This window comes from Bradyrhizobium sp. Leo78 (genome assembly GCF_059512425.1).
The window spans coordinates 1-23,260 of the sequence record NZ_JCAMOT010000022.1 but is presented as its reverse complement, the minus strand read 5'-3'; the positions used below and the strand labels follow the sequence as shown (position 1 = coordinate 23,260).

Genomic DNA, 23,260 nt, shown 5'->3' with positions numbered 1-23,260 from the left:
CTCAAGAACTGGAATATCGCTGTGACCACATACAGTAAGACGCCGCTTCTCGACACAATCCGCACGCCCGACGACCTGCGCCGGCTCAAGGTGGAGCAGGTACGGCAGGTCGCCGATGAGCTTCGGCAGGAAACCATCGACGCGGTTTCCGTGACGGGCGGCCACTTCGGCGCCGGGCTCGGCGTGGTCGAGCTGACCACCGCGATCCACTATGTCTTCGACACCCCGCGCGACCGGCTGATCTGGGACGTGGGCCACCAGGCCTATCCGCACAAGATCCTGACCGGCCGGCGCGACCGCATCCGCACGCTCCGCACCGGCGGCGGCCTGTCCGGATTCACCAAGCGCAGCGAGAGCGACTACGATCCGTTCGGCGCCGCCCATTCCTCGACCTCGATCTCCGCCGGGCTCGGCATGGCGGTGGCGCGCGATCTCTCCGGCGGCACCAACAACGTAATCGCCGTGATCGGCGACGGCGCGATGTCGGCAGGCATGGCCTATGAGGCGATGAACAATGCCGGCGCCATGAATTCGCGCCTGATCGTGATCCTGAATGACAACGACATGTCGATCGCCCCGCCGGTCGGTGCGATGAGCGCCTATCTGTCGCGGCTCTATTCGGGCAAGACCTACCGCTCGCTGCGCGAGGCGGCAAAGCAGATCAACAAGCATCTGCCGAAGGTGCTGGCCAACCGCGCCAACCGCGTCGAAGAATATTCCCGCGGCTTCATGATGGACGGTGGCACGCTGTTCGAGGAACTCGGCTTCTATTATGTCGGTCCGATCGACGGCCATAACCTCGACCACCTGCTGCCGGTCCTGAAGAACGTCCGCGACATGGATACCGGCCCGATCCTGGTCCACGTCGTGACGCAGAAGGGTAAGGGCTACGGCCCGGCAGAAGCCTCCGCCGACAAGTATCACGCCGTGGTCAAGTTCGACGTCGCCACCGGCACCCAGACCAAGGCCAAGCCGAATGCGCCGGCCTACCAGAACGTGTTCGGTCAGAGCCTCGTCAAGGAAGCCCAGAAGGACGACAAGATCGTTGGCATCACCGCCGCGATGCCGTCCGGCACCGGCATCGACATCTTCAACAAGGCGTTCCCGAACCGAACGTTTGACGTCGGCATCGCCGAGCAGCATGCCGTGACCTTCGCGGCCGGCCTTGCCGCCGAGGGCTACAAGCCGTTCTGCGCGATCTACTCGACCTTCCTGCAGCGCGGCTATGACCAGGTGGTCCATGACGTCGCGATCCAGAGCCTGCCGGTCCGCTTCGCGATCGACCGCGCCGGCCTGGTCGGCGCCGACGGCGCCACCCATGCCGGCTCGTTCGACAACGCCTATCTCGGCTGCCTGCCGAACTTCGTCATCATGGCGGCCTCTGACGAAGCGGAGCTCGTGCACATGGTCGCAACGCAGGTGGCGATCAACGACCGCCCGAGCGCGGTGCGCTATCCGCGCGGCGAAGGCCGCGGCGTCGAGATGCCCGAAGTCGGCATCCCCCTTGAGATCGGCAAGGGCCGCATCATCCGCCAAGGCAAGAAGGTCGCCCTGCTCTCCTTCGGCACCCGCCTCGCCGAATGCGAGAAGGCCGCCGACGAGCTGGCGGCGCATGGCCTCTCCGCCACGATCGCAGATGCGCGCTTCATGAAGCCGCTCGACGAAGAGATGATCCTGAAGCTCGCGCGCGACCACGAAATCCTGATCGCCATCGAGGAAGGCTCGATCGGCGGTTTCGGCTCGCATGTGATGCAGCTCCTCGCCGAGCACGGCATGCTCGACGGCGGTCTGCGCATGCGTTCGATGGTGCTGCCCGACGTGTTCCTCGATCACGACACGCCGGCGGCGATGTATGCGCAGGCAGGCCTCGACGCCAAGAGCATCGTCGCCAAGGTGTTCGAGACCCTCGGCAAGGATTTCAAGACCGAGACCGTCAAGCTCGCCTGACCTGAGGCTTGCCTGCGGATTCCGCGATGAAGATCTATCTGGCAGGTCCCGACGTGTTCCTGCCGGATGCGATGGAAATTGGACGGCGCAAGGCCGAGCTTTGCACGCGGTACGGCTTGATCGGCATCTACCCGCTCGACAACGCGGTCGATCTGTCGGCGCTAGACGCTTCCCTCATCATCTTCAAGGGCAACGAGGCGATGATGGAGGCAGCCGATGCCGTCATCGCCAATTTGACGCCGTTTCGTGGCCCCAGTGCCGACGCAGGCACCGTCTATGAGCTCGGCTACATGGCGGGGCGCGGCAAATTGTGCTTCGGCTATTCCAACGACCCCGCGTCATATGCAACTCGCGTGGCGCGCCTATATGAAGTGACGACGTTGCCCGACGGCCGCCTTGCCGATGGACACGGCCTCACTGTGGAAGAGTTTGGCTTGCCCGACAATCTGATGATGATGCACGCCCTCGACCTGCACGGCTGCCCGCTCGTGACGCCGAAGGCTGCACCTGCGGATATCTGGCACGACCTCGCCTGCTTCGAGGCCTGCGTCCGCCTTGCCGCAGACCACGGGCGAAAGACGGGTCGAAGCCAATGAAGAAAAGCGAAAGCGAGCATGCCCCGCGCAAGCGCGCGGATGTGCTGCTGGTTGAGCGCGGCCTGTTCGAGAGCCGGGCGCGGGCGCGCGCCGCGATCGAAGCCGGGCTCGTGATCGCGGACGGCAAACAGGTGGCGAAACCCTCCGATACGCTTGCGTCCGATGCGACGCTGTCGGCGGAGCCCGCGCACCCCTATGTTTCGCGCGGCGGCGTGAAGCTGGCCGGGGCGCTGGAACAATATTCTGTAGACATCGAAGGCCACGTCTGCCTCGATGTCGGCGCCTCGACCGGCGGCTTCACCGAGGTGCTGCTCGCCAATGGCGCCAGCCTGGTGTTTGCCATCGACGTCGGGCACGGCCAATTGCATCCTTCGCTGCAGGGCCATCCCAGGGTCGTGTCGATGGAAGAGACCGATATCCGCTCGTTCGAGGGCAAGCGCCTGCCGGCGCGGCCGGACGTCGTCGTCATCGACGTCAGCTTCATCTCGCTGAAGTTGGTGTTGCCGGTCGCGTTGTCGCTCGCGGCAGCGCCGATGCACCTGCTCGCGCTGATCAAGCCGCAATTCGAGGCGCAGCGAAAGCATTTGAAGCATGGCATCATCCGCAACGCGATGGTGCATCAGGAAATCTGCGACGACATCGCGGCCTTTGCCGCTGCCCAGGGCTGCACCGATATCCAGGTCTTTCCGTCCCCGATCACCGGCGGCGACGGCAACATCGAATTCTTCCTCGGCGCGCGCCGTGGCTGAACGGCTGATGATCGACCATGTCGGCCATCGCGGCGACGGCGTCGCGATGGAGAACGGCCAGGTGATCTATGTGCCTTATGCGCTCGCCGGCGAGACGATCGAGGCGGCTAGCGTTCCCGGCCATCCCGACCGGCGTCGATTGCTGCAGGTCGAGCGTGCCAGTCCCGAACGCATCGCGCCGTTCTGCCCGCATTTCGGCGTCTGCGGCGGCTGCGCGATCCAGCATTGGGATCATGAAAGCTACCAGGCCTGGAAGCGCGAGCTCGTCGTCGAGGCGCTGGCGCAGGCCAAGGTTGCGGCCGAGGTCGCCCCGCTGATCGACGCCCACGGCCTCGGGCGCCGCCGCATCACGCTTCACGCGCGGATGGGGACGCATGAGGTGCTCAAGGTCGGCTTCGCCGCAGCAAGTTCCCACGACATCATCCCCGTCGATCGTTGTCCGATTCTCGATCCGGGTCTCAGCGGCGCGCTCGACGCCGCCTGGGCGATCGCCGAGCCGTTGATAGCGATGGGCAAGCCGCTCGACATCCAGGTGACTGCAACCCTCAATGGCCTCGACGTTGACGTCCGCGGCTCCGGCGCCCTGCCCTCGACCATGATCGCCGCCCTGTCGCGCATCGCCGAACAGCATCGCCTGGCGCGGCTGACGCGGCATGGCGAGTTGGTGCTGATGCGCGCCCCTCCCGCGGTGATGATCGGAGCGGCCCAGGTGATTCTGCCGCCGGGCTCGTTCCTGCAAGCGACCATCGCCGGCGAAGAGACGCTGGCGCGGCTCGTCAGCGATCACTGCCAGCGCGCCAAGCACGTCGCCGATCTCTTCTGCGGCGTCGGCCCGTTCGCCCTGCGCCTCGCGACGAAATCGCGGGTCGCCGCCTTCGATAGCGACACCGGCGCTGTCACGAGCCTGCAGAAGGCCACGACCTCGACGGCGGGCTTGAAGCCGGTCAAAGCCGAGCCACGCGACCTGTTCCGCCGCCCGCTGGTGCCGCAGGAATTGCGCGACTACGACGCAGTCGTGTTCGATCCGCCACGTCAGGGCGCGCAGGCGCAGGCAACCCAGCTTGCCGCAAGCAAGGTGCCCACCGTCGTGGCCGTGTCCTGCAACGCACCGACCTTCGCCCGCGATGCCAAGATCCTGATCGACGGTGGCTACAGGATCGAAGGCGTCACACCTGTCGACCAGTTCCGCCACACACCGCACGTCGAGCTGGTGGCGCGATTTACGCGCAAGCGCTGACCGCCGTAGCCAAATAGCATCACGCTTGGCGGTGCCAGTTGATGTGCCCTCGCCCCTTGTGGGAGAGGGCTGCTCAGTCGCCAGCAGCGAACTCACTAGGGTGAGGGGTTCTCTCCACGAGCACAGGAGTCCGTGGAGAGAACCCCTCATCCGTCGCGGACTTCGTCCGCGCCACCTTCTCCCACAAGGGGAGAAGGGAAGGATGCCGCGGCGTCTTCGAGCGCGTAGTAAGACGACAGGCTTGACCTTGGTCAACGGCCCCGGCCCCCGCTTGTGCTAACTGCTTCCGTGCAAAACTTGGTTGGAAGCGGGTCGATGCTCATCGATAGACGACAGATGTTCGGAACCGCGCTTGGGCTTGGCGCGGCGGCGATCATAGGCTTGTCGTCGCAGGCAGGAGCAGCAGCAATGACGTATGAGGACGCGGCCGGCATCGTCAGAGCGCCGTTGCGGTCCACGCCGCGAAACCGAGAACTGGTGCGCTTTGCCAGCCTGGCGGCCAACAGTCACAACACTCAGCCCTGGACCTTCACCGCGAGCGCCGACAGGATCGTCATCATGCCGGACTACACGCGCAGATGTCCCGCGGTCGATCCGGACGACCACCATCTCTTCGTCAGTCTGGGATGTGCCGCGGAAAACCTCGTGCTGGCAGCCTCGATGCTCGGGCTGAAGGCGAATGCGGTTGTCGAGGGCGACCGGATCGTGATTGATCTGGAAGCAGCCCGCTCCTTGAGCTCGCCGCTCGCCGAGGCGATCACGGTTCGCCAGAGCACCCGCACGATCTATGACGGCAAGCCCGTTTCACCCGAGACGCTGCGCTTGCTGGAGAGCGCATGTCGGGAGCCTGGCGTCTCGGCCATCATGATAAGCGACCGGGCCGGGATCCTGGACGTCGCCGACTACGTTGTTCAGGCTAACTCGGCACAGATGCGCGACAAGGCGTTCATCGACGAACTGCGACGCTGGCTGCGCTTCAGCGAAGCCGACGCCATGGCGAAGATGGACGGATTGTTCTCGCGCTGCTCTGGAAATCCCGCGCTGCCCGCCTGGATTGCCCGGCCGCTTCTCAGCTTCTTCCTCACCGAAGAGGCAGAGAACAAGAAGTATCGCGAGCAGATCGCAAGCTCGGCGGGTGTCGTCGTCCTTGCATCTGATGCCGGCGACAAGGCCCACTGGATCGCAGTCGGCCGCGCCTGCCAGCGTTTCGGACTGCAGGCGACCGCGCTTGGACTGAAATATGCGTTCGTCAACCAACCGGTCGAGGTGCCCGCGATCCGCTCGCAATTCGCCTCGTTCCTGGATCTTGGCGGTCGGCGCCCGGACATCATCATGCGCTTCGGCACAGGGCCCGCTCTGCCCAACTCGCTGCGCCGGGCACCGGAACAGGTGATGCGCGAGGTGTCGTAGCGGACGCCTGCCGGTTTGGAGGTGCCGGTTGATGTGCCCTCGCCCCTTGTGGGAGAGGGCTCCTCCACTGCTGGCGACGAAATCGCTTGGGTGAGGGGTTCACTCCACGAGGACGGTCGCTCGTGGAGAGAACCCCTCGGCGCGCATTGCATGCGCGCCACCTTCTCCCACAAGGGGAGAAGGAAAGGACGCTACCTTCCCCACCTGTCCTGCCAGATCTTTTCCCCGATCATGCAGCTCACGCGCGGCTCCTTTTCGGCCACCGGCACGATCTTGCGCTCGGGCGCGTGGCCGGCGACCTCCATCAGCAGCTTGGTGCGGATCGCTTCTTTGAACTTCTCGCGCTCCTTGATCGTCACCACGAAGGAGCCTGGACCGCCGATCACGCAGTCCTCGTAATACTGATCGAGATTGTCGATATCCATGGTGGAATAAGACGGCTCCTTCACCATGATCGGCAGGCCGTTGATGACGATGCCCTTCTCCAGCGCCGCGTCGCGCGCGGTCGAGACCGGTGCGCCGTTATTGTTGGGACCGTCGCCGGAAATGTCGATCACGCGCCTGAGGCCGCGATAGGGATCTTCGTCGAACAGCGGCACCGCAAAATTGATCGCACCCGAGATCGAGGTCCGCGACGCCCGGCGGATCGGCGTCTTCATGATCTCGGCGGCAACAGCGTCGGCCGTTTCCGGGCCGTCGATCAGCCGCCAGGGAATGATGATCTTCTGATCAGAGGAAGCGGCCCATTCGAAATAGGTCACCGAGATCTTGCCGTTCGGGCCGGCCTTGAGTGCCTGCAGGAACTCCTTCGATACGATTGCCTGCGCGTAGCCCTCGCGCTGGATCGCGAGTTCGTCCATGTCCATGGAATAGGAGACGTCGACGGCAAGTATCAGTTCGACATCGACGGTGGGGTTCGCGTCCTTCTCCACCACCTGGCGGGTGCCCTGGTTGCCCGGCCCCGGCGCGGCGATGCCGGCCCCGTCGCCGCCGACGAGCCAGCCGGCGACAAGCACAACCCCGATCGAGACATACCAGCGCATGAGCTGCCCTCCCGTCGAACGTCAACAATGGTGACACGCAAACTGCGCGGCGCAAAGGGCGAACATCATTTGTCCTTCACATTCAGGTTAGCCTTCCGTCCAGCTCTGCTAGTCTCGCCTTGTACTCGCCCCGATTTTGGCGAGGTTTTGTCGCTTGCCCGCGATTATCCCGCTCCTGCAAGGAGCCCGTGCAAAAACCCCCGGTTCCGGGATCGCCAGGAAGGCGATATTATTTCGGGTTCGCAGAGCAGCAGGAAGTGCCGCACCATGAGCGACACCGTCACCACCCCCAAAACCAAGGTCAAGACCAAGGTAGAACGGCCGCGCCTGCACAAGGTCATCCTGATCAACGACGATTACACGCCGCGCGAATTCGTCGTCACCGTGCTGAAGGCGGAATTCCGCATGACCGAGGACCAAGCCTATAAGGTGATGCTCACCGCACACCAGCGCGGCGTCTGCGTGGTTGCGGTCTTCACCAAGGACGTCGCCGAGACAAAGGCGACCCGCGCCACCGACGCCGGCCGCGCCAAGGGCTATCCGCTGCTGTTTACGACCGAGCCAGAGGAATAGGCCGCGACGAGACCCGAAAGGTTCTGGTAACCGGATTTCCTGCCAATTTTAGCTGCCGGTGCGACCGACGGTTCAGTTTTTGCTGGCATGATCGCGTTCATGACGGTCGCATTCCGCAAGCAACGGCAGGCCTCCCTTCCGGACATCTCGTTCGGGCCGTATCGATTTGTTATTCTCGCGCTGCCATGGCTGATACTGGCCGCGGCGATGCGGGTCATTGCCTTCGGCGGCGGCGGAGTTGCTCTGCCTGCAATCATCATCGCCAACCTTGCCGTCATTCACGCCGTTCTCGTAGCAGCTCAACGCTGCATCGAGATGACCGGTGGCCAAAGCAGCCTCGGCGAGCTTGGGATCGCGGAGCAATTCAAATTGTCGCTCGCGATCGCGTGTCGGATAGCGCTGTTGATGATCGCGGCAGCAGCCGCGCTTGCGGCGGCCGGCTACGGATCCCTGGCGCCCCATATGCTGGCGGGAATCGACGGCATGGCCTTCGATCAGTTCACCGTCATAGGAAAATTCTGGAGCGCCGCAGTCGGCGCCGTGACACTTCTGATGGTTGTCGGTGCCGAGCAAAACGGCGGTCGGGTGGCATTCTTCGAAGCCGCTGGCGAGCTTGCAAGGCGGTGGTTCTGGCTGGGGGCCGCCGTGATAGCTCTTGGGTTGGTCAATCTAGGTCTGAGCTTTGGCCAGGGCTTGGTCCGCAGTGCGATTGTGGTTTTCTGGCAGACCTCCACGTCCAGTCAGTTCGTCAAGAATCTCGTCTATTTCGTATTCATCTTCAGCTTCGCAATGCTGCGGTTGTGGGTGACACTGTTGATCCTGACCTACGGCCTGAAGCAGTCCTATGTCCACGATTAGGGGTCGCCGCGGAATTCAGCTCGCAGACGCCTCGCCCATCAGGCCATAGACGCGCTGGGCCTTTGAAAAACCTGCGATCGGAAATTCGCCGAGATCATCCCAGCCGCCGCGGCAGATGCCGGCAAAGCCTTCGGAGGCCACGACCGTGCGGCCAAGTCGGCCGGCGATCTTCTCCAGTCGCGCGGCAAGATTCACCGCTCGGCCAATGCAGGTGAAGTCGAGCCGGTTGCCGCCGCCGATATTGCCATAGAGAATTGTTCCGACGTGCAGCGCAACGCCGAAACGGAAACGCTCGACGACGTCGCCGACCGGATACCGCAGCGCCTCGACGCTGGCCCGCATGTCCTGCGCGGCTTCCAACACGTGCGAACAGACCTGTTGCGCATCCCCGACATACTCATCGATCGGAAAAACCGCGAGCAATCCGTCGCCCATGTATTTCAGCACCTCGCCATCATGGGCCCGGATCGAGGCGACCTGACAGTCGAAATAGCGGTTGAGCATGTCGACGACGGTCTCGGCCGGGAGTCGATCCGATAATGCAGTGAAGCCACGCAAGTCCGACAGCCAGATCGCCGCATGCATGGTCTCGCCGTGCCCGCGCCGGATCTGACCATCGAGGATGCGCGTGCCCGCGCGGTTGCCGACATAAGTGTCAAGCAAGGTCGCGGCGACGCGGCGAAGACCGATCACCTCGATGAGACGCGTCAGCGCCGGCAGCACCGATCGCAGTGCGGCGAGCTGGTCGTCGGTGAAACCGCCCGCCTGCTTGGTGGTCCAACTGGAGGCATGCGTGAAGCCATCGATGAAGCGTAGCGGTATGGCCACATAGTCGGTCACGCCTTCCGCGCGCATGTCGTCGAGAAAGGGAAATCGCCGGCTTTCGGGATCGTCGGTGCGGGACCGCACCTCCCTGACCTCGCCAAAAACGATCGCAAGCGGGCTTGCGATGAACTCCGGCGTTTGCTTGATGTCGTAGTCAACCGAGCCGACGACGACAGGCTCGCCGGGCTTCCAGATGAAATTGCGCCCATAGATTTCTGGGTGCAGCGTCCGGATGAAGAATCCGACCCGCCATAGCGGGATGCCGGCCGCAACCAGGCGCCCGCACAGTTCGGAGACCATGTCGGTGACAACAGGGGTCGACCTTGCGCCGTCGATCAGCCAGTCCGCGATCCCCCTGATGTCGATCTGCATCACGGCCTCTGTGCTGTCAGATTCTATCCAACCTGTCCCCGGTGCCGCAGGAAATGATCGGCGAGCACGCAGGCCATCATCGCCTCGCCCACCGGCACGGCGCGGATGCCGACGCAGGGGTCGTGGCGGCCCTTGGTCATGATATCGGTGTCGGTGCCGCTGCGGTCCACGGTCAGCCGCGGCGACAGGATCGAGGAGGTCGGCTTCACCGCAAAACGAACAACCACCGGCTGGCCGGTGGAGATGCCGCCGAGGATGCCGCCGGCATTGTTGGACAGGAAACGCACGCCGTTATTGCCGGTGCGCATCTCGTCGGCGTTCTCCTCGCCCGACAATTCGGCCGCGCCGAACCCGGCGCCGATCTCGACGCCCTTCACCGCATTGATGGTCATCATCGCAGCCGCCAACTCGCTATCGAGCTTGGCGTAGATCGGCGCGCCGAGCCCGGGCGGCACGCCCTCGGCCACGACCTCGATCACCGCGCCGATCGAGGAGCCCTTCTTCCTGATGCCATCGAGATAATCTTCGAAGAACGCCGCCTTGTCCTGGTCCGGGCAGAAGAACGGATTGCGGCCAATCTCGTCCCAATCCCACTTATCGCGATCGATCTTGTGCGGGCCCATCTGCACCAGCGCGCCGCGGATCTTGATGTCCGGCAGGATTTTTCGCGCAATCGCGCCGGCGGCAACCCGGGTCGCGGTCTCACGCGCCGAGGAGCGGCCGCCACCGCGGTAATCGCGCAGGCCGTATTTGGCCTCATAGGTGAAGTCGGCATGGCCGGGGCGGAACTTGTCCTTGATCTCGGAATAGTCCTTCGAGCGCTGGTCGGTGTTCTCGATCAGGAGGCCGATCGGCGTGCCCGTCGTCACCTGCACGCCGGTCTCCGGATGCGCCATCACGCCGGACAGGATCTTCACCGCATCCGGTTCCTGGCGCTGGGTGGTGAAGCGGGACTGGCCCGGCCGGCGTCGGTCGAGATCGTGCTGGATCTCCTCGACCGTCAGCGGGATCAGCGGCGGACAGCCATCGACCACGCAGCCGATCGCCACCCCATGGCTCTCGCCGAAGGTCGTGACGCGGAACAAATGGCCGAAGGTGTTGTGAGACATCCGGTGATCGCCGCCTTGTGCGTTGTAATGCAATGTTGACTGTCAGCATGTCGTAACGCGCGCAGTCGACAGCGTCAAACTTCGGTCGTCATGCCCGGGCTTGTCCCGGGCATCCACGCGCTTCGTTCCGCGCCGCCAAGACGTGGATGGCCGGGACAAGCCCGGCCATGACGGCGGAGCGCGGTTCTTAACTATACTTCACCAGCCCGCCATCGCGAAACACGTAGACGGCGCCCTGCTCGATGTAGAGGTCCGCGGCGCTATCAGGGGTTTCGATGCCGAGCGACACCATCAGGGCGCGGCAGGTGCCGCCATGGGCCACGGTGACGGTGTCGCCCAGGAGCGAGTCGTACCAGTCGCGCACCCGCAGCTGCACCGCGGCGTAGGTCTCGCCGCCCTCCGGCGCCATCGTCCATTTCGCGGTCTGGCGCTTGGCGTAGAGCTCGGGATCGGCGAGTTGCATCTCCGCCAGCGTCGAGCCTTCCCAGACGCCGTAGCCGATCTCGCGCAACCGGTCGTCGAGCGAATAGTCGCCAGGCGGCAATTCCAGCGCGCGACGCGCCAGCTCCATAGTCTGGCGCGCCCGTCCGAGCGGGCTCGAGACGTAGGGCAGCGTTGCCCTGTCATATCCGTCGCGCGTGAGAAGGTCGGCTAGCACATGGCCGGCATGGGACGCTTGGGCGCGCCCACGATCGTTCAGCGGAATATCCAGGGTGCCCTGCAGCCGGCCTTCCGCGTTCCATGCCGTCTCGCCATGGCGGATGTAGTAGATTGTTGGCATTGCTATCGATGCAGCAGCTATTCCTTGGCGAGCGAAATGTCGGGCGCATCGGGACGCTTCATGCCGACAATGTGATAGCCGGAATCGACGTGATGCACCTCGCCGGTGACACCGCGGGAAAGATCGGACAACAGATAAAGCGCGCTGTCGCCGACCTCCTCGATCGTGACCGTGCGCCGCATTGGAGCGTTGTACTCGTTCCACTTCAGAATGTAGCGGAAATCGCCGATGCCGGACGCCGCGAGCGTCTTGATCGGACCTGCCGAGATCGCGTTGACGCGGATGTTCTTCTCGCCAAGATCGGCGGCCAGATAGCGCACGCTCGCTTCCAGCGCCGCTTTCGCGACCCCCATCACGTTGTAATGCGGCATCCACTTCTCGGCGCCATAATAGGTCAGCGTGATGATCGAGCCGCCGTCGGTCATCAGCTTCTCGGCCCGCTGCGCGATCGCGGTCAGCGAGTAGCAGCTGATCAGCATCGACTTGGAAAAATTCTCCGCTGTGGTCTCGATGTAGCGGCCGTCGAGCTGGTCCTTGTCGGAGAAGGCGATCGCATGCACGACAAAATCGATCTTGCCCCACTTCTCCCTGATAACGTCGAACACCGCGTCGATGGTCGCAGCGTCGGTGACGTCGCAATGGCCGAGCAGGAGCGCGTTCAATTCCTTCGCCAAGGGCTCGACCCGCTTCTTCAGGGCATCGCCCTGCCAGGTGAGCGCGATTTCGGCGCCGGCATCGTGGCAGGCTTTGGCGATCCCCCAGGCGATCGAGCGGTTATTGGCGACACCAAGGATCACACCGCGCTTGCCCTGCATCAGACCCGATTTCTGTGCCATCCGCTGTCCATTCTCGCGTTGCATTTGGTATTCGGAGGTACACCAGCGCTCCACCGCGGTACAGTCCAAATCCGTCTCCTGTTAACGCTGATTTAGCCCCGTCGCGATCGACGGAATAGTCGTGTCATTTGGGTGTTATGTTAGGCAAGGCGTCCGAGCTGAAGCAGGATGAAGATCCGGTGTCATGACCGCGTTCCGGCAGAGTGTTGAAGCCATGATCCCGGCGCTGCGCCGTTACGCGCGGGCGCTGGCGCGCGATGCCGATATCGCCGACGATTTGGTGCAGGACACCTTGGTGCGGGCGCTGCGTTCCGAGCGGCTGTTCCTCGGCGGCGACGTGCGGAGCTGGCTCTATACGATCCTGACCAACCTCAACAAGAACCGCCGCCGCTCGCTGGCGCGGCGGCCGCAATTCATGCCGCTGCTGGACAACAATCCGGACGCCAGCGGCACCGAGGCCGAAGGCCGCGACATTGCGCGCGCGCTGGCGACGCTGGTGGAAGAGCAGCGCGCGGCGCTGCTTCTGGTGATGCTGGAAGGATTGAGTTACCGCGAAGTCGCCGACATCCAGGGCGTGCCGATCGGCACCGTGATGTCCCGGCTTGCGCGTGCTCGCGCCCACGTTAAGGCCTTCCTCGAAGGCGAACGGGCGACGACGCTGAGGCGGGTGAAATGATGGCAGGCGTTGTGCATGGCCATGACATCAGGTTCAGGCGATTTCGATTGTTGAGAATTAGACAGAGACGACTGCGATGACCAACCCCAGGATTCCCGTCACCGAGGACGAGCTGCACGCCTATGTCGACAACGAATTGCCGGTGGAGCGCCGCGGCGACGTCGAGGCGTGGCTGGCAGCGCACCCCGATGACGCCGAACGGGTGCGGTCGTGGCTCGCCATGGCCGACGTGCTGCACGCGCGCTACGATTCGGTCGCAGACGAGGCGGTGCCGAAGCGGCTCGAGATCGAGCAATTGGTGCGTCAGCCGCGCAAGCTGGTCTATGGCGCCATTGCGGCGGCGCTGGTGGCATTCATCGCCGGCGGCGGCGTCGGCTGGATCGCGCATGGCGCGGCGGCCAAGCCCTCGCCGCTGCAGAGCTTCACGCTCGATGCGATGGACGCGCACCGGCTCTATGTGGTCGAGGTCCGCCATCCGGTCGAGGTGCCCGGCGATGAGCGCGCCCATCTGCAGGCCTGGCTGACCAAGCGCTGCGGCTGGGACGTGCGCGCGCCGGAGCTGTCGGCGGCGGGATTGAAGCTGGTTGGCGGCCGGCTGCTGCCTGGCCCGACCGGGCGGCCGGCTTCTTTCCTGATGTATGAAAGCGCCTCCGGCGAGCGCTTCACGGTCTACGCCTCCAAGGCGCAGGCGGAGACCACGCAAATGCGTTACGCCACGCACGGCAATGAGGGCGCGCTGTTCTGGGCCGACCGCGGCGTCGGCTACGTCGTCTCAGGCGGCAGCGATCGCAACCGCCTGACCCAGATCGCGCAAGCCGTCTACGACCAGATGGAAAAGACCGGCGGCTGAGTCGGCACGATCATTCCCGGCCACCGCTGAGAAAAAAGGGCCACCTGCGACAGCAAGCGGCCCAAGTCTAGGGAGGAAACGCCCAAGGAGGGCTGCGACAGCGCGAGGCGCCGTCGCACGAGGTTATGTAGTTCGCGCACAGCGATTCGAAAGACCGGGCAATACCGGGTTTTGCGAAAACGCCCGCATTTCGCGGACGTTCGTGACGCAATGGCCACACTTGCCCGATGTCCCAATTCCGTCATCGAAAATCTGGAATAAGGACATCGGCGCGTCTCAGAATCGCACCGGATGTGCCCGCGTTATCGCGCAGCGCTCGATCCGCCGATCAGCGCTCGCGGCCTCGATTGGGGTTTGGTATTGCGCTGGTCCCCCTCTCGAGGCCGCACCCTCAGCCAAGATCGCTGCGGGGATTGTAAGGATGCTGGTCGCGCCACTTCTGCATCAATGCTTCCAGCTCAGCATCGTTCCCATCAGGCAGGATGATGCGAGTGGTGACGTAGAGGTCGCCCGCGCCGCCCGACTTCGGCAGTCCCTTGCCCTTCAGCCGAAACGTCCGCCCGCTCGAGGTGTTCTTGGGGATCGACAATTCGACCGCGCCGCCAAGCGTCGGCACGCGGACCTTGCCGCCCAGCACCGCCTCGTACAGCGTGATCGGCAGCTCGACCCTGAGATCGTTGCCGTCGACCTTGAAGAAGGAATGCGGCGCGATCGTCACTGTGATCAGGAGATCGCCCGGACGATGGCCAGGCGCCGTCTCGCCCTGCCCCTTCAGCCGGATCTGCTGGCCGGAGCTGACGCCGGCGGGAATCTTGACATTGAGTTCCTTGCCGGTCGGCAGGCGGACGCGCTTCTCGGCGCCGTTCACCGCCTCCTCCAGCGACACCGTCATGGCGACGCTCTGGTCGAGGTCGAGCCCGACGCCGCCAGTATCGAATTCAAACTGGGTGCCGCCGCCCCTGCGCGCACGCGCACCGGCGCCGAACATGCTGTTGAGGATGTCCTCGAAGCCGCCTGCACCGCCGCCTTCCATGCCGCCGCCAGAGCCGCTGCGGAACGTATAGGTTTCGAACCCGCCCGGACCGGCACGGCCGCGCGCATCGCCGCCGCCAAAGCCTCCGCCGGGGAAGCCCTGGAAACGCGGCTTGCCCTCGGCGTCGATCTCGCCGCGGTCAAACTGCTTGCGCTTCTCCTCGTCGCCAACGATCTCGTTGGCCGAGTTGATCTCGGCGAAACGCTCGGCAGCCTTTGGATCGTTCTTGTTGCTGTCGGGATGATGCTTCTTGGCGAGCTTGCGATAGGCGCTTTTGATCGCGGCAGCGCTGGCGCCCCGCGGCACCCCCAAGACCTCATAGGGGTCGCGCATCCGTCACGTCTCCTTCACGGGAAATCAGACCTGAAATTTTCGGGCTTGTCGCCCCACTTTGGTGTCATTTGGGGACGCCGTGGCATTTTTGCAACTGCTTTGGCGTTCAGGATTTCCAAGGTTTCAGACTATGGATCTCCCACCTCCCGCGTCCGGCCTTACAGCCGGCACCCTGCAGCCAGCTCTCGGTCCGGCCGTTGACATAGCTTGCCAGGAAATCCCGGCAAGTCCGACCGTCCTCGGCGGCGTAAGCCTGCGACAACGGCGTCACCGAGCCGCGCGCGCCCGTCTCGGGATTTTCCCAGGCCTGGCTGGAATCCTTGTCGCCCTTGGTCAGCACGTCTGAGGCGGCGTTGCGGGCAAAGGCAAGGTCGCTGTCGGTCGGCGCCGATGACCTTACGTGGGGCGCGCCGAGCGACCCCGTCAAGTCCCTGTCGTCCAGCCGGGCAAAACTGTCGCCGCGCGACAGGGCGCAGCCGCCGGCCCCTAGGCCGATTAGAACCAATGTCACCACCGTCCCCGCCGGTCGGATCGCCGATAGGCCAACGCGTCCCCATGCCCTATATAAGGACGTCCTATATAGGGCGAGTAACGCGCGCTCTGAGGCCGACGGACGCAACGCTGGACTCCTGACATGACAGACACGACCTCCATCAAACACCCTACACCGTTAACATCGGGTGATTTTACCGCTGCGGAAGAACCATTTGCGCTGTTCGCCGAATGGTTTGCCGAAGCAACCAAGTCCGAGCCGAACGATCCCAACGCGATGGCGCTCGCAACCGTCGACGCGGGCGGGCTCCCGGACGTGCGGATGGTGCTGATGAAAGGCTATGACGCTGATGGCTTCGTGTTCTACAGCCACGTCGCCAGCGCCAAAGGCCGCGAACTCGCCGCAAATCCTAAGGCCGCTTTACTATTCCACTGGAAATCCTTGCGCCGGCAGGTGCGCATCCGCGGCAACGTGTCGCCGGTGAGCGACGCCGAGGCCGACGACTATTTCGCGACGCGCCCGAAGCAGGCGCAGCTTGGCGCCTGGGCCAGCAAGCAGTCGCAGCCGTTGGAGAGCCGTTTCGCCTTCGAGCAGGCGATCGCGAAGGTCGCCGCGAAATATGTGATCGGCGAGGTGCCGCGCCCTCAGGGGTGGAGCGGCTGGCGCATCAGCCCTGTCAGCATCGAGTTCTGGCACGACCGTCCCTACCGCCTGCACGACCGCATCGAGTTCCGGCGCGAGGGCCCAGGCCAAGCCTGGACCAAAGTAAGGCTTTATCCGTAAGACTCAGACCGTCATGGCCGGGCTTGTCCCGGCCGTCCACGTCTCAGTTTCGAGCCAGTCCGAACACGTGGATGCCCGGCACGAGGCCGGCATGACGAAGAACGAGAGAACCGTCCAATGCCGAACCATTCCAACGCGCCGCGACGCACGCTGCTCCTGACCGGCGCCAGCCGCGGCATCGGCCATGCTACCGCGATCCGGTTTTCCTCGGCCGGCTGGCGCGTCATCACCTGCTCGCGGCACGCCTTTCCGGAAGTTTGCCCCTGGGGCGCCGGACCCGAGGATCACATCGAGGTCGATTTCGGCGACCATGACGACACCGTGCGCGCAATCTCGGAAATCCGCCGGCGGCTGGAGAACGACGAACTGCACGCACTCGTCAACAATGCGGCGATCTCGCCCAAGGGGCCGGGCGGCACGCGGCTCGGCACCATGGACACCGATATCGACACCTGGCTGCATGTCTTCCGCGTCAACTTCTTCGCGCCGATCATGCTGGCCCGCGGGCTGATCAACGAATTGAAGACCGCCAAGGGTGCGGTGGTGAACGTCACTTCGATCGCGGGCTCCCGCGTGCATCCGTTCGCGGGTGCGGCCTATGCCACCTCGAAAGCGGCGCTCGCGGCGCTGACGCGCGAGATGGCGTCCGATTTCGGCCGCGTCGGCGTCCGCGTCAACTCGATCGCGCCGGGCGAGATCGACACCTCGATCCTGTCGCCGGGCACCGAGAAGATCGTCGAGCAGCAGATCCCGATGCATCGCCTGGGCACTCCAGACGAAGTTGCCAAGATCATCTACGTCCTGTGCACGGAAACCAGTTCCTACGTGAACGGCGCCGAGATCCACATCAATGGTGGCCAGCACGTGTAGGACAGATTGCTGAGTTGACGGCTCTCTCCAGAGACACTGTCGCCCGTGGAGACAACCCCTCATCCGGCGCTTCGCGCCACCTTCTCCCACAAGGGGAGAAGGGAAGAACGCCTTGCCGACGCCAGTTGATGTGCCCTCGCCCCTTGTGGGAGAGGGCAGCTCCGCCATCACCACAGGCTCATTCGGGTAAGGGGTTCTCTCCACGTATACCGTCGCCTGTTCGCGGGCGAGCGACCACGGCTGCGATTTCCAATTTATCGGATCGTGCGTAACAAACGAGGAGCACGAAGCAATCCAGACCGTTTCCGCCGTCGACTTCTGGATTGCTTTGCCTGCACTCGTTAGCGGCCGTCCTGGCCGTCAATCCGCGTAGAACTTCCGCGGCTTCTCAACCACTCGCTGCGCGCTGGTGTTGTACGCGCTCGAGCACTCGTCTTCGTTTTCGCCATCGAGCAGGGCTGCGCCGCAGTGACGGCAGGTGCGCGGCGATATCGCCTGCATCCTTCCAACCATGCGGTCCTGCTGATAGCGCACGAAGTCGATGATGTTACGCCGTGGCGTTATGATCTTCTCAACCATTGCTGTCCCTCCGGCTTGAGGCGGGGGTTATCGCAGCAAAGTTTCGCTCAAACGTTCAGTGCAACACTCAAATTTTAGCGGAGGATTCGCGGAGGAATTGCGGCAGCCTTATTGCCGCGATCGCGACTGCAATGGAACTCGCGATCGTGCGCAGCAATGGAACTAGAGCCACTTCTTCAATTTGAAAAGGTAGTACGGCACGATCGCTGCAATCAGCATCATCACCAGCGCGATCGGATAGCCATGCGGCCAGTCGAGTTCCGGCATCGCCTTGAAGTTCATGCCGTAGATCGAGGCGATCAGCGTCGGCGGCATCAGCACCACGGCCATCACCGAGAACAGCTTGATGATGTTGTTCTGCTCGAGATTGACGACACCGAGCATGGCGTCCAGCGTGAAGGTGATCTTGTTGGAGAGATAGGAGGCGTGGTCGGTCAGGGAGGCGACGTCGCGCTGCATGGTCTTGAGCTGCTCGCGCATGTCCTTGGACCATTTGACGCCTTCGATCACCGCCGACATGAAGGTGACGACGCGACCGATGGAGACCAGGCTTTCACGCACTTTCGAGGTCAGGTCGCCCTTGCGCCCGATCTCGATCAGGATCCGCGAATATTGCTTGGCATGGCCGTGCCGCTCGGCCTCCGGTTCGAAGATGTCGTGGGAGACCTGGTCGATATCGGCGCCGCAGCGCTCCAGAATGTCGGCGCAGCGGTCGATCACCGCATCGAGCAACTCCATCAGCACCATCTCGCCGTTGATGGTGGGCGCGCAGGACCGCCCAAGCTTGGCCTCGACCAGCGCGAACGGTTTCGGCTGGTCGTAGCGCACGGTCACCAGTCGGTGGCCAGCCAGGATAAAGGTGACCGCCGTGGTGTGGGGCATGTCGGTGTCGGAATGGCACATCAGCGTCGCGGTCATGTAGCGCGCGCCGTTCTCGATATAGAGCCGGCTGGAAATCTCGATTTCCTGCATGTCCTCCCGGGTCGGCACCGCGATCCCGGCCAGCCGCTCCACGGCGCGGTCCTCCTCCGGCGTCGGCCTGACCATGTCGATCCAGACCGCATTCTCCGGCAAGGCCGCAACCTCGTCGGAAACGACCTTTTTCAGCGTGAAATCGGCAGGAACGAACACTGACAGCATCAGCAACTCCGGAACAGGGCACCGGCGCACCCAACAGGACTAAACGCGATTCTGGCAAGGGCTTCATGACCGGCGCATTAACCGCCTGTCCATATTTGTGGCGGCGAAATGGCGGCGGCGCGGCCCGGACTTGGCAACCGTTGCTGATCTGCACAGAAATCGGCCGCCGGATCGCAGGATTTGCGGCAAAAAAGCCACAGAAGGGGTCCCGCGACGCGGGATAGGTCTCTAAACGCTGGGAATAGCGGCAGGTTTCGGCAATAATACGATCAAAGAGATGATGGAATCGTGGCGATTGGGGCGCATTTTCGCGCTGCGAGCGCAGATTTGCAACGGAAGTGTACCATGTCGTCGCTGAAAGTTACGCTGGGGATTGTGGCCGCCGGCCTGATGTTGTCGGGTTGCATGCAGGCCACAACTTACGAGGCCACCAACACCGCCAACTTCAAGCAGCGCGACAAGGACCTGCTGGCGAAGACCACCTACGCGAAAGTTCCGGTTGCCGAGCCGTTCCGCCGCGCCATTGTGGATTACCACCGCAAGGAGGCGCCGGGTTCCATCGTGGTCGATTCCGACAACCACTATCTTTACCTGGTGCAAAAGGACGGCAAGGCGATCCGCTACGGCATCACCGTCGGCGAAGAAGCCATGGCATGGTCCGGCATTGCCAAGGTCGGCAGCAAGACCGAGTGGCCGGCCTGGCACCCGACGCCCGGCGAAATCTCCAGGCTCGGCGTTCCGACCTATGTCGCGCCGGGACCCGACAACCCGATGGGTTCGCGCGCGCTCTATCTGTACTCCGGCGGCAAGGACACGCTGTTCCGCATCCACGGCACCAACCAGCCCGAATATATCGGCGCCTCGATCTCCTCGGGCTGCATCCGCATGACCAATGAGGACGTGATCGACCTTTATGACCGCGTCGGCGTCGGCACCGTCGTGGTCGTGCTGGAGCCGAAGCACGGCGACTCGCCATTCAATTCGAAGATGGCGCTGCAGGGCGGCGGCAGCAACGCCATGGTGCAGTAGTAAGTTCGCGGAAGACGCGATCAAAAGCGCCGGCTTTGCCGGCGCTTTTTTGTTGGTTGCGGTTTGGTCGCCGCAGGCTTTGACTTCGTAGCGTCGGAATCGCCGGCATCCGGCTTCGCATTTTTTGACTTCGTACTCTCCGACTTGGTGTCAGTCTTGGCGCCGCTCTTTGGGTCCTCCTTGGCGGCGACCTCGCGCGGCGGCGCTTCCTCGGGGCGCTCGGCCGGCAACAGCGGGGCGACGGCCGGCAGCGGGTCCAAGACATCCCACTGGCAGATCCGATAGTTGTTTCGCCGCTCCATCCGGTCGAGGTGGATGTGGTCCTCATGGTAGCCGTCGGAGCCGGGCCCCAGCACGGTCGTGAAGCGGGTGCAGGCCGAGTGCAGCATGCTCTCGCGCAGATCGCGCGCCACATTGCGGTCGGTGAGCGCGATCGTGCGGCCGTTCGCCAGCCTGAAGGCGCGGACATCGAGCGCATTGGCGCGGCCATGTTCGGAGAGCTGTGCACCGGCGACACCGTTGCGGCCGCGGCACTGGAAGGAATCGAGATTGTCCAGGTCGCTGATGCTGCTGCCGAGCGCTGTAGCCAGCGGCGCGATGTCGGAGCGCACCCAGTCGGCGATCGCGGTAGCCATGGTGCAGCGGAGGATCGCCGCCGGCTTCACCGCAACCTTTCGCTTGTCGGGCAGCACGATCGCCTCCAGCCGCACCAGATCGTCGCCGCCGCAGCCGCCGGGACCATGGATATCGGGGACACTTGGCGCGACGGCGATCTCTTCCGTCAGCGCCTGCCGGCAGGCTGAGGGCTGCGGCGGCGGAGCCTGCTCGGCAGCTTTTTCGTCGGCAGCCTTGTCGACGGCTTTGCCGTGATCGGCCGGCGTCGCTTTTTCGGCGGCCTTGCCATGATCGGCCGGCGGCGCCTTTTCCGCGGCTGCGGGCGGCTCAGGCGGCTTTGCAGCAGGCGCCTCGGCCGGACGCGGCTTTGGCAATGGCACCACCACTGCCCGATGAACGGCCCGATGCGGCCTTGGCCGAGGAGGACTGAACAAGTCGGCAAAGGGAAACGGGACCGATCTGCGGGCTGCCGAGGCGGGTTCGGCCAGCATTGGGAGCAATATGGCTACGGCGGTAACCAGTGCCATTCCGGTGCGGCCAAACGCACCATAATTGGATTTTCGGCTTGCTTTCTCCGCGCTACAGTTCATGTCAATTTCATGATTGGACGGCTGGCTATACTGTCTGGCTGGCCGGTCATGCGAGAGAAAAACACTGAGGAGGGACGTGCGTATGCTTGGTTTGATGCAGGACTGGCCTTTGCTGTGCCACCGGATTATCGAACACGCAGCGAAATATCACGGCACACAGGAGGTCGTGACGCGGTCGGTCGAAGGCCCGATCCATCGCACCACCTATGCCGAAATCCATGCGCGCGCGCTGAAGGTCTCGCAGAGCCTGGAGCGCGACGGCATCAAGCTCGGCGATCGTGTCGCCACCATCGCCTGGAATACTTGGCGCCATCTCGAAGTCTGGTATGGCATCATGGGTATCGGCGCGATCTGCCATACCGTCAACCCGCGCCTGTTTCCCGATCAGATCGCCTGGATCATCAACCACGCCCAGGACCGCGTGGTGATGACCGACCTCACCTTCGTGCCGGTGCTGGAGAAGATCGCCGACAAGCTTCCGAGCGTCGAGCGCTTTATCGTGCTGACCGACAAGGCGCACATGCCAGAGACCACGCTGAAGAACGCGGTCGCCTATGAAGACTGGATCGCGGCGTCCGACGGCAAGTTCCAGTGGAAGACGTTCGACGAGAACACCGCAGCGGCGATGTGCTACACGTCGGGCACCACGGGCGACCCCAAAGGCGTATTGTATTCGCACCGTTCCAACGTGCTGCATGCGCTCATGGCCAACAACAAGGATGCGCTGGGCACATCCGCGACCGATACAATGCTGCCGGTGGTGCCACTGTTCCATGCCAATAGCTGGGGCATCGCTTTTTCCGCGCCCTCGATGGGCACCAAGCTGGTGATGCCCGGGCCGAAGCTCGACGGCGCCTCGGTCTACGAATTGCTCGACACCGAGAAGGTGACGCACACCGCCGGCGTGCCGACAGTGTGGCTGATGCTGCTGCAGCACATGGCCGCCAACAACCTGAAGCTGCCGCACCTGGAGATGGTGATATGCGGCGGCTCGGCGATGCCGCGCTCGATGATCGAGGCTTTCCTCAACATGGGCGTGGAGCCGCGCCACGCCTGGGGCATGACCGAGATGAGCCCGATCGGCACGGTCGCGGCGCTGAAACCGCCCTTCGGAGAGCGCACCGGCGAAGAACGGCTCGACGTCCTGCAGACGCAGGGCTACCCGCCGTTCGGCGTCCAGATGAAGATCGCCGACGATGCCGGCAAGGAGCTGCCGTGGGATGGCAAGACCTTCGGCCGGCTCAAGGTCTCGGGCCCGTCGATCGCCAAGGCCTATTTCCGCGTCGACAGCAGCATTCTCGACGAGGAAGGCTATTTCGACACCGGCGACGTCTCGACGATCGATGCGCACGGCTACATGCGGATCACCGATCGCTCCAAGGACGTGATCAAGTCGGGCGGCGAATGGATCTCGTCGATCGACCTGGAGAACCTCGCGGTCGGCCATCCGGCCGTGGCCGAGGCCGCCGTGATCGGCGTGTTCCATCCGAAGTGGGACGAGCGTCCGCTGCTGATCGTGCAGCTCAAGCAGGGCCAGCAGGCGACGCGCGAGGAGATCCTGAAGTTCATGGACGGCAAGATCGCGAAATGGTGGATGCCCGACGATGTCGTCTTCGTCGACGGCATTCCGCACACCGCGACCGGCAAGATCCTGAAGACCGCGCTGCGCGATCAGTTCAAGGCCTACAGCCTCCCGACCGCAGCCGCGTAACGAACAGGCTCTCCGTCATGCCCGGGCTTGGGGACAGCCCGTAGGGTGGGCAAAGCGCAGCGTGCCCACCATCTCTTGCACCGACGGTAGTGTGCGGAAGGTTCTGCAAAAGCCTGAGAGGCTGGAGCGGTCATGGTAAGTCCGGTGATTGCGAAGATCACCGCTCATAGAGGAGCTTGGACCCGCCATGACCGTGACGAAGATTAGGACGGACGTCTCTGC

General features: G+C 63.8%; 23 protein-coding genes. 13 read left to right on the top strand and 10 right to left on the bottom strand.

Annotated elements, in window-relative coordinates:
* Positions 1 to 21 precede the first annotated feature (21 nt).
* From dxs to AC5ZG1_RS25380, 5 genes are all read left to right on the top strand, one after another.
* Positions 22 to 1,947: a 1-deoxy-D-xylulose-5-phosphate synthase gene (gene dxs / locus AC5ZG1_RS25400; RefSeq protein ID WP_130227722.1), complete on the top strand. Its 1,926-nt coding sequence runs from the start codon at positions 22 to 24 to the stop codon at positions 1,945 to 1,947.
* A 26-nt stretch (positions 1,948 to 1,973) separates the two neighbouring features.
* Positions 1,974 to 2,543, top strand: a complete 570-nt coding sequence (locus AC5ZG1_RS25395) for a nucleoside 2-deoxyribosyltransferase (protein ID WP_496134395.1) — start codon at positions 1,974 to 1,976, stop codon at positions 2,541 to 2,543.
* On the top strand, positions 2,540 to 3,292 hold the full coding sequence (locus tag AC5ZG1_RS25390; RefSeq protein ID WP_496134394.1) for a TlyA family RNA methyltransferase: 753 nt from the start codon (positions 2,540 to 2,542) through the stop codon (positions 3,290 to 3,292). The genes AC5ZG1_RS25395 and AC5ZG1_RS25390 overlap by 4 nt, the downstream gene beginning before the upstream one ends.
* Positions 3,285 to 4,529: a class I SAM-dependent RNA methyltransferase gene (locus AC5ZG1_RS25385; RefSeq protein ID WP_496134393.1), complete on the top strand. Its 1,245-nt coding sequence runs from the start codon at positions 3,285 to 3,287 to the stop codon at positions 4,527 to 4,529. The genes AC5ZG1_RS25390 and AC5ZG1_RS25385 overlap by 8 nt, the downstream gene beginning before the upstream one ends.
* A 408-nt stretch (positions 4,530 to 4,937) precedes the next feature.
* On the top strand, positions 4,938 to 5,939 hold the full coding sequence (locus AC5ZG1_RS25380; RefSeq protein WP_496134392.1) for an Acg family FMN-binding oxidoreductase: 1,002 nt from the start codon (positions 4,938 to 4,940) through the stop codon (positions 5,937 to 5,939).
* 191 nt (positions 5,940 to 6,130) lie between these two features.
* Here AC5ZG1_RS25380 and AC5ZG1_RS25375 read toward each other — a convergent pair whose 3' ends face one another.
* Positions 6,131 to 6,982, bottom strand: coding sequence for a DUF1194 domain-containing protein (locus AC5ZG1_RS25375; protein WP_496134391.1), 852 nt, complete (start codon positions 6,980 to 6,982; stop codon positions 6,131 to 6,133).
* Positions 6,983 to 7,249: 267 nt separating this feature from the next.
* Here AC5ZG1_RS25375 and clpS point away from each other — a divergent pair, with 267 nt between their 5' ends.
* The gene (gene clpS, locus AC5ZG1_RS25370; protein ID WP_028168298.1) at positions 7,250 to 7,555 is read left to right on the top strand and encodes an ATP-dependent Clp protease adapter ClpS; all 306 of its coding nucleotides are present in this window, start codon (positions 7,250 to 7,252) and stop codon (positions 7,553 to 7,555) included.
* 99 nt (positions 7,556 to 7,654) lie between these two features.
* A complete protein-coding gene (locus AC5ZG1_RS25365; RefSeq protein WP_496134390.1) occupies positions 7,655 to 8,413 on the top strand; it encodes a hypothetical protein in 759 nt (252 codons plus the stop codon).
* A 15-nt stretch (positions 8,414 to 8,428) separates the two neighbouring features.
* On the opposite strand, the gene AC5ZG1_RS25360 is transcribed toward AC5ZG1_RS25365, so the two are convergent.
* The 4 genes from AC5ZG1_RS25360 to fabI form a co-directional block, all read right to left on the bottom strand.
* Complete coding sequence (locus AC5ZG1_RS25360) at positions 8,429 to 9,610, bottom strand: adenylate/guanylate cyclase domain-containing protein (RefSeq protein WP_496134389.1); 1,182 nt, start codon at positions 9,608 to 9,610, stop codon at positions 8,429 to 8,431.
* A gap of 23 nt (positions 9,611 to 9,633) precedes the next feature.
* Entirely contained in the window at positions 9,634 to 10,719 is a 1,086-nt protein-coding gene (aroC, locus tag AC5ZG1_RS25355) for a chorismate synthase (protein WP_496134388.1), read from the bottom strand.
* Between the two features lie 187 nt (positions 10,720 to 10,906).
* Positions 10,907 to 11,506 (bottom strand): histidine phosphatase family protein, encoded by a 600-nt coding sequence (locus tag AC5ZG1_RS25350; RefSeq protein WP_474419495.1) that lies wholly within the window; start codon positions 11,504 to 11,506, stop codon positions 10,907 to 10,909.
* 11 nt (positions 11,507 to 11,517) lie between these two features.
* Positions 11,518 to 12,336, bottom strand: coding sequence for an enoyl-ACP reductase FabI (gene fabI / locus AC5ZG1_RS25345; RefSeq protein ID WP_028168293.1), 819 nt, complete (start codon positions 12,334 to 12,336; stop codon positions 11,518 to 11,520).
* A 184-nt stretch (positions 12,337 to 12,520) separates the two neighbouring features.
* Here fabI and AC5ZG1_RS25340 point away from each other — a divergent pair, with 184 nt between their 5' ends.
* Both AC5ZG1_RS25340 and AC5ZG1_RS25335 read left to right on the top strand, forming a co-directional pair.
* Positions 12,521 to 13,012 (top strand): sigma-70 family RNA polymerase sigma factor, encoded by a 492-nt coding sequence (locus tag AC5ZG1_RS25340; protein ID WP_028168292.1) that lies wholly within the window; start codon positions 12,521 to 12,523, stop codon positions 13,010 to 13,012.
* Between the two features lie 76 nt (positions 13,013 to 13,088).
* Complete coding sequence (locus AC5ZG1_RS25335) at positions 13,089 to 13,862, top strand: anti-sigma factor family protein (protein WP_496134387.1); 774 nt, start codon at positions 13,089 to 13,091, stop codon at positions 13,860 to 13,862.
* Between the two features lie 391 nt (positions 13,863 to 14,253).
* Here AC5ZG1_RS25335 and AC5ZG1_RS25330 read toward each other — a convergent pair whose 3' ends face one another.
* Both AC5ZG1_RS25330 and AC5ZG1_RS25325 read right to left on the bottom strand, forming a co-directional pair.
* On the bottom strand, positions 14,254 to 15,228 hold the full coding sequence (locus AC5ZG1_RS25330; RefSeq protein WP_028168290.1) for a DnaJ C-terminal domain-containing protein: 975 nt from the start codon (positions 15,226 to 15,228) through the stop codon (positions 14,254 to 14,256).
* 106 nt (positions 15,229 to 15,334) lie between these two features.
* Positions 15,335 to 15,739, bottom strand: coding sequence for an RT0821/Lpp0805 family surface protein (locus AC5ZG1_RS25325; protein ID WP_130227363.1), 405 nt, complete (start codon positions 15,737 to 15,739; stop codon positions 15,335 to 15,337).
* 123 nt (positions 15,740 to 15,862) lie between these two features.
* Here AC5ZG1_RS25325 and pdxH point away from each other — a divergent pair, with 123 nt between their 5' ends.
* Together pdxH and AC5ZG1_RS25315 are read left to right on the top strand one after the other, a co-directional pair.
* Complete coding sequence (gene pdxH, locus AC5ZG1_RS25320; protein WP_208825588.1) at positions 15,863 to 16,504, top strand: pyridoxamine 5'-phosphate oxidase; 642 nt, start codon at positions 15,863 to 15,865, stop codon at positions 16,502 to 16,504.
* Between the two features lie 117 nt (positions 16,505 to 16,621).
* On the top strand, positions 16,622 to 17,374 hold the full coding sequence (locus tag AC5ZG1_RS25315; RefSeq protein ID WP_028168287.1) for an SDR family NAD(P)-dependent oxidoreductase: 753 nt from the start codon (positions 16,622 to 16,624) through the stop codon (positions 17,372 to 17,374).
* Between the two features lie 360 nt (positions 17,375 to 17,734).
* On the opposite strand, the gene AC5ZG1_RS25310 is transcribed toward AC5ZG1_RS25315, so the two are convergent.
* Positions 17,735 to 17,953 (bottom strand): hypothetical protein, encoded by a 219-nt coding sequence (locus tag AC5ZG1_RS25310; protein ID WP_496134386.1) that lies wholly within the window; start codon positions 17,951 to 17,953, stop codon positions 17,735 to 17,737.
* 162 nt (positions 17,954 to 18,115) lie between these two features.
* Complete coding sequence (locus tag AC5ZG1_RS25305; RefSeq protein WP_028168285.1) at positions 18,116 to 19,093, bottom strand: magnesium transporter CorA family protein; 978 nt, start codon at positions 19,091 to 19,093, stop codon at positions 18,116 to 18,118.
* A gap of 345 nt (positions 19,094 to 19,438) precedes the next feature.
* Here AC5ZG1_RS25305 and AC5ZG1_RS25300 point away from each other — a divergent pair, with 345 nt between their 5' ends.
* Positions 19,439 to 20,122 (top strand): L,D-transpeptidase, encoded by a 684-nt coding sequence (locus tag AC5ZG1_RS25300; protein ID WP_028168284.1) that lies wholly within the window; start codon positions 19,439 to 19,441, stop codon positions 20,120 to 20,122.
* Between the two features lie 20 nt (positions 20,123 to 20,142).
* Here AC5ZG1_RS25300 and AC5ZG1_RS25295 read toward each other — a convergent pair whose 3' ends face one another.
* On the bottom strand, positions 20,143 to 21,327 hold the full coding sequence (locus tag AC5ZG1_RS25295) for an extensin family protein (RefSeq protein WP_496134385.1): 1,185 nt from the start codon (positions 21,325 to 21,327) through the stop codon (positions 20,143 to 20,145).
* 82 nt (positions 21,328 to 21,409) lie between these two features.
* Between AC5ZG1_RS25295 and AC5ZG1_RS25290 the strand changes: the two genes are divergently transcribed.
* A complete protein-coding gene (locus tag AC5ZG1_RS25290) occupies positions 21,410 to 23,038 on the top strand; it encodes a fatty-acid--CoA ligase (protein ID WP_456644795.1) in 1,629 nt (542 codons plus the stop codon).
* Positions 23,039 to 23,260 lie beyond the last annotated feature (222 nt).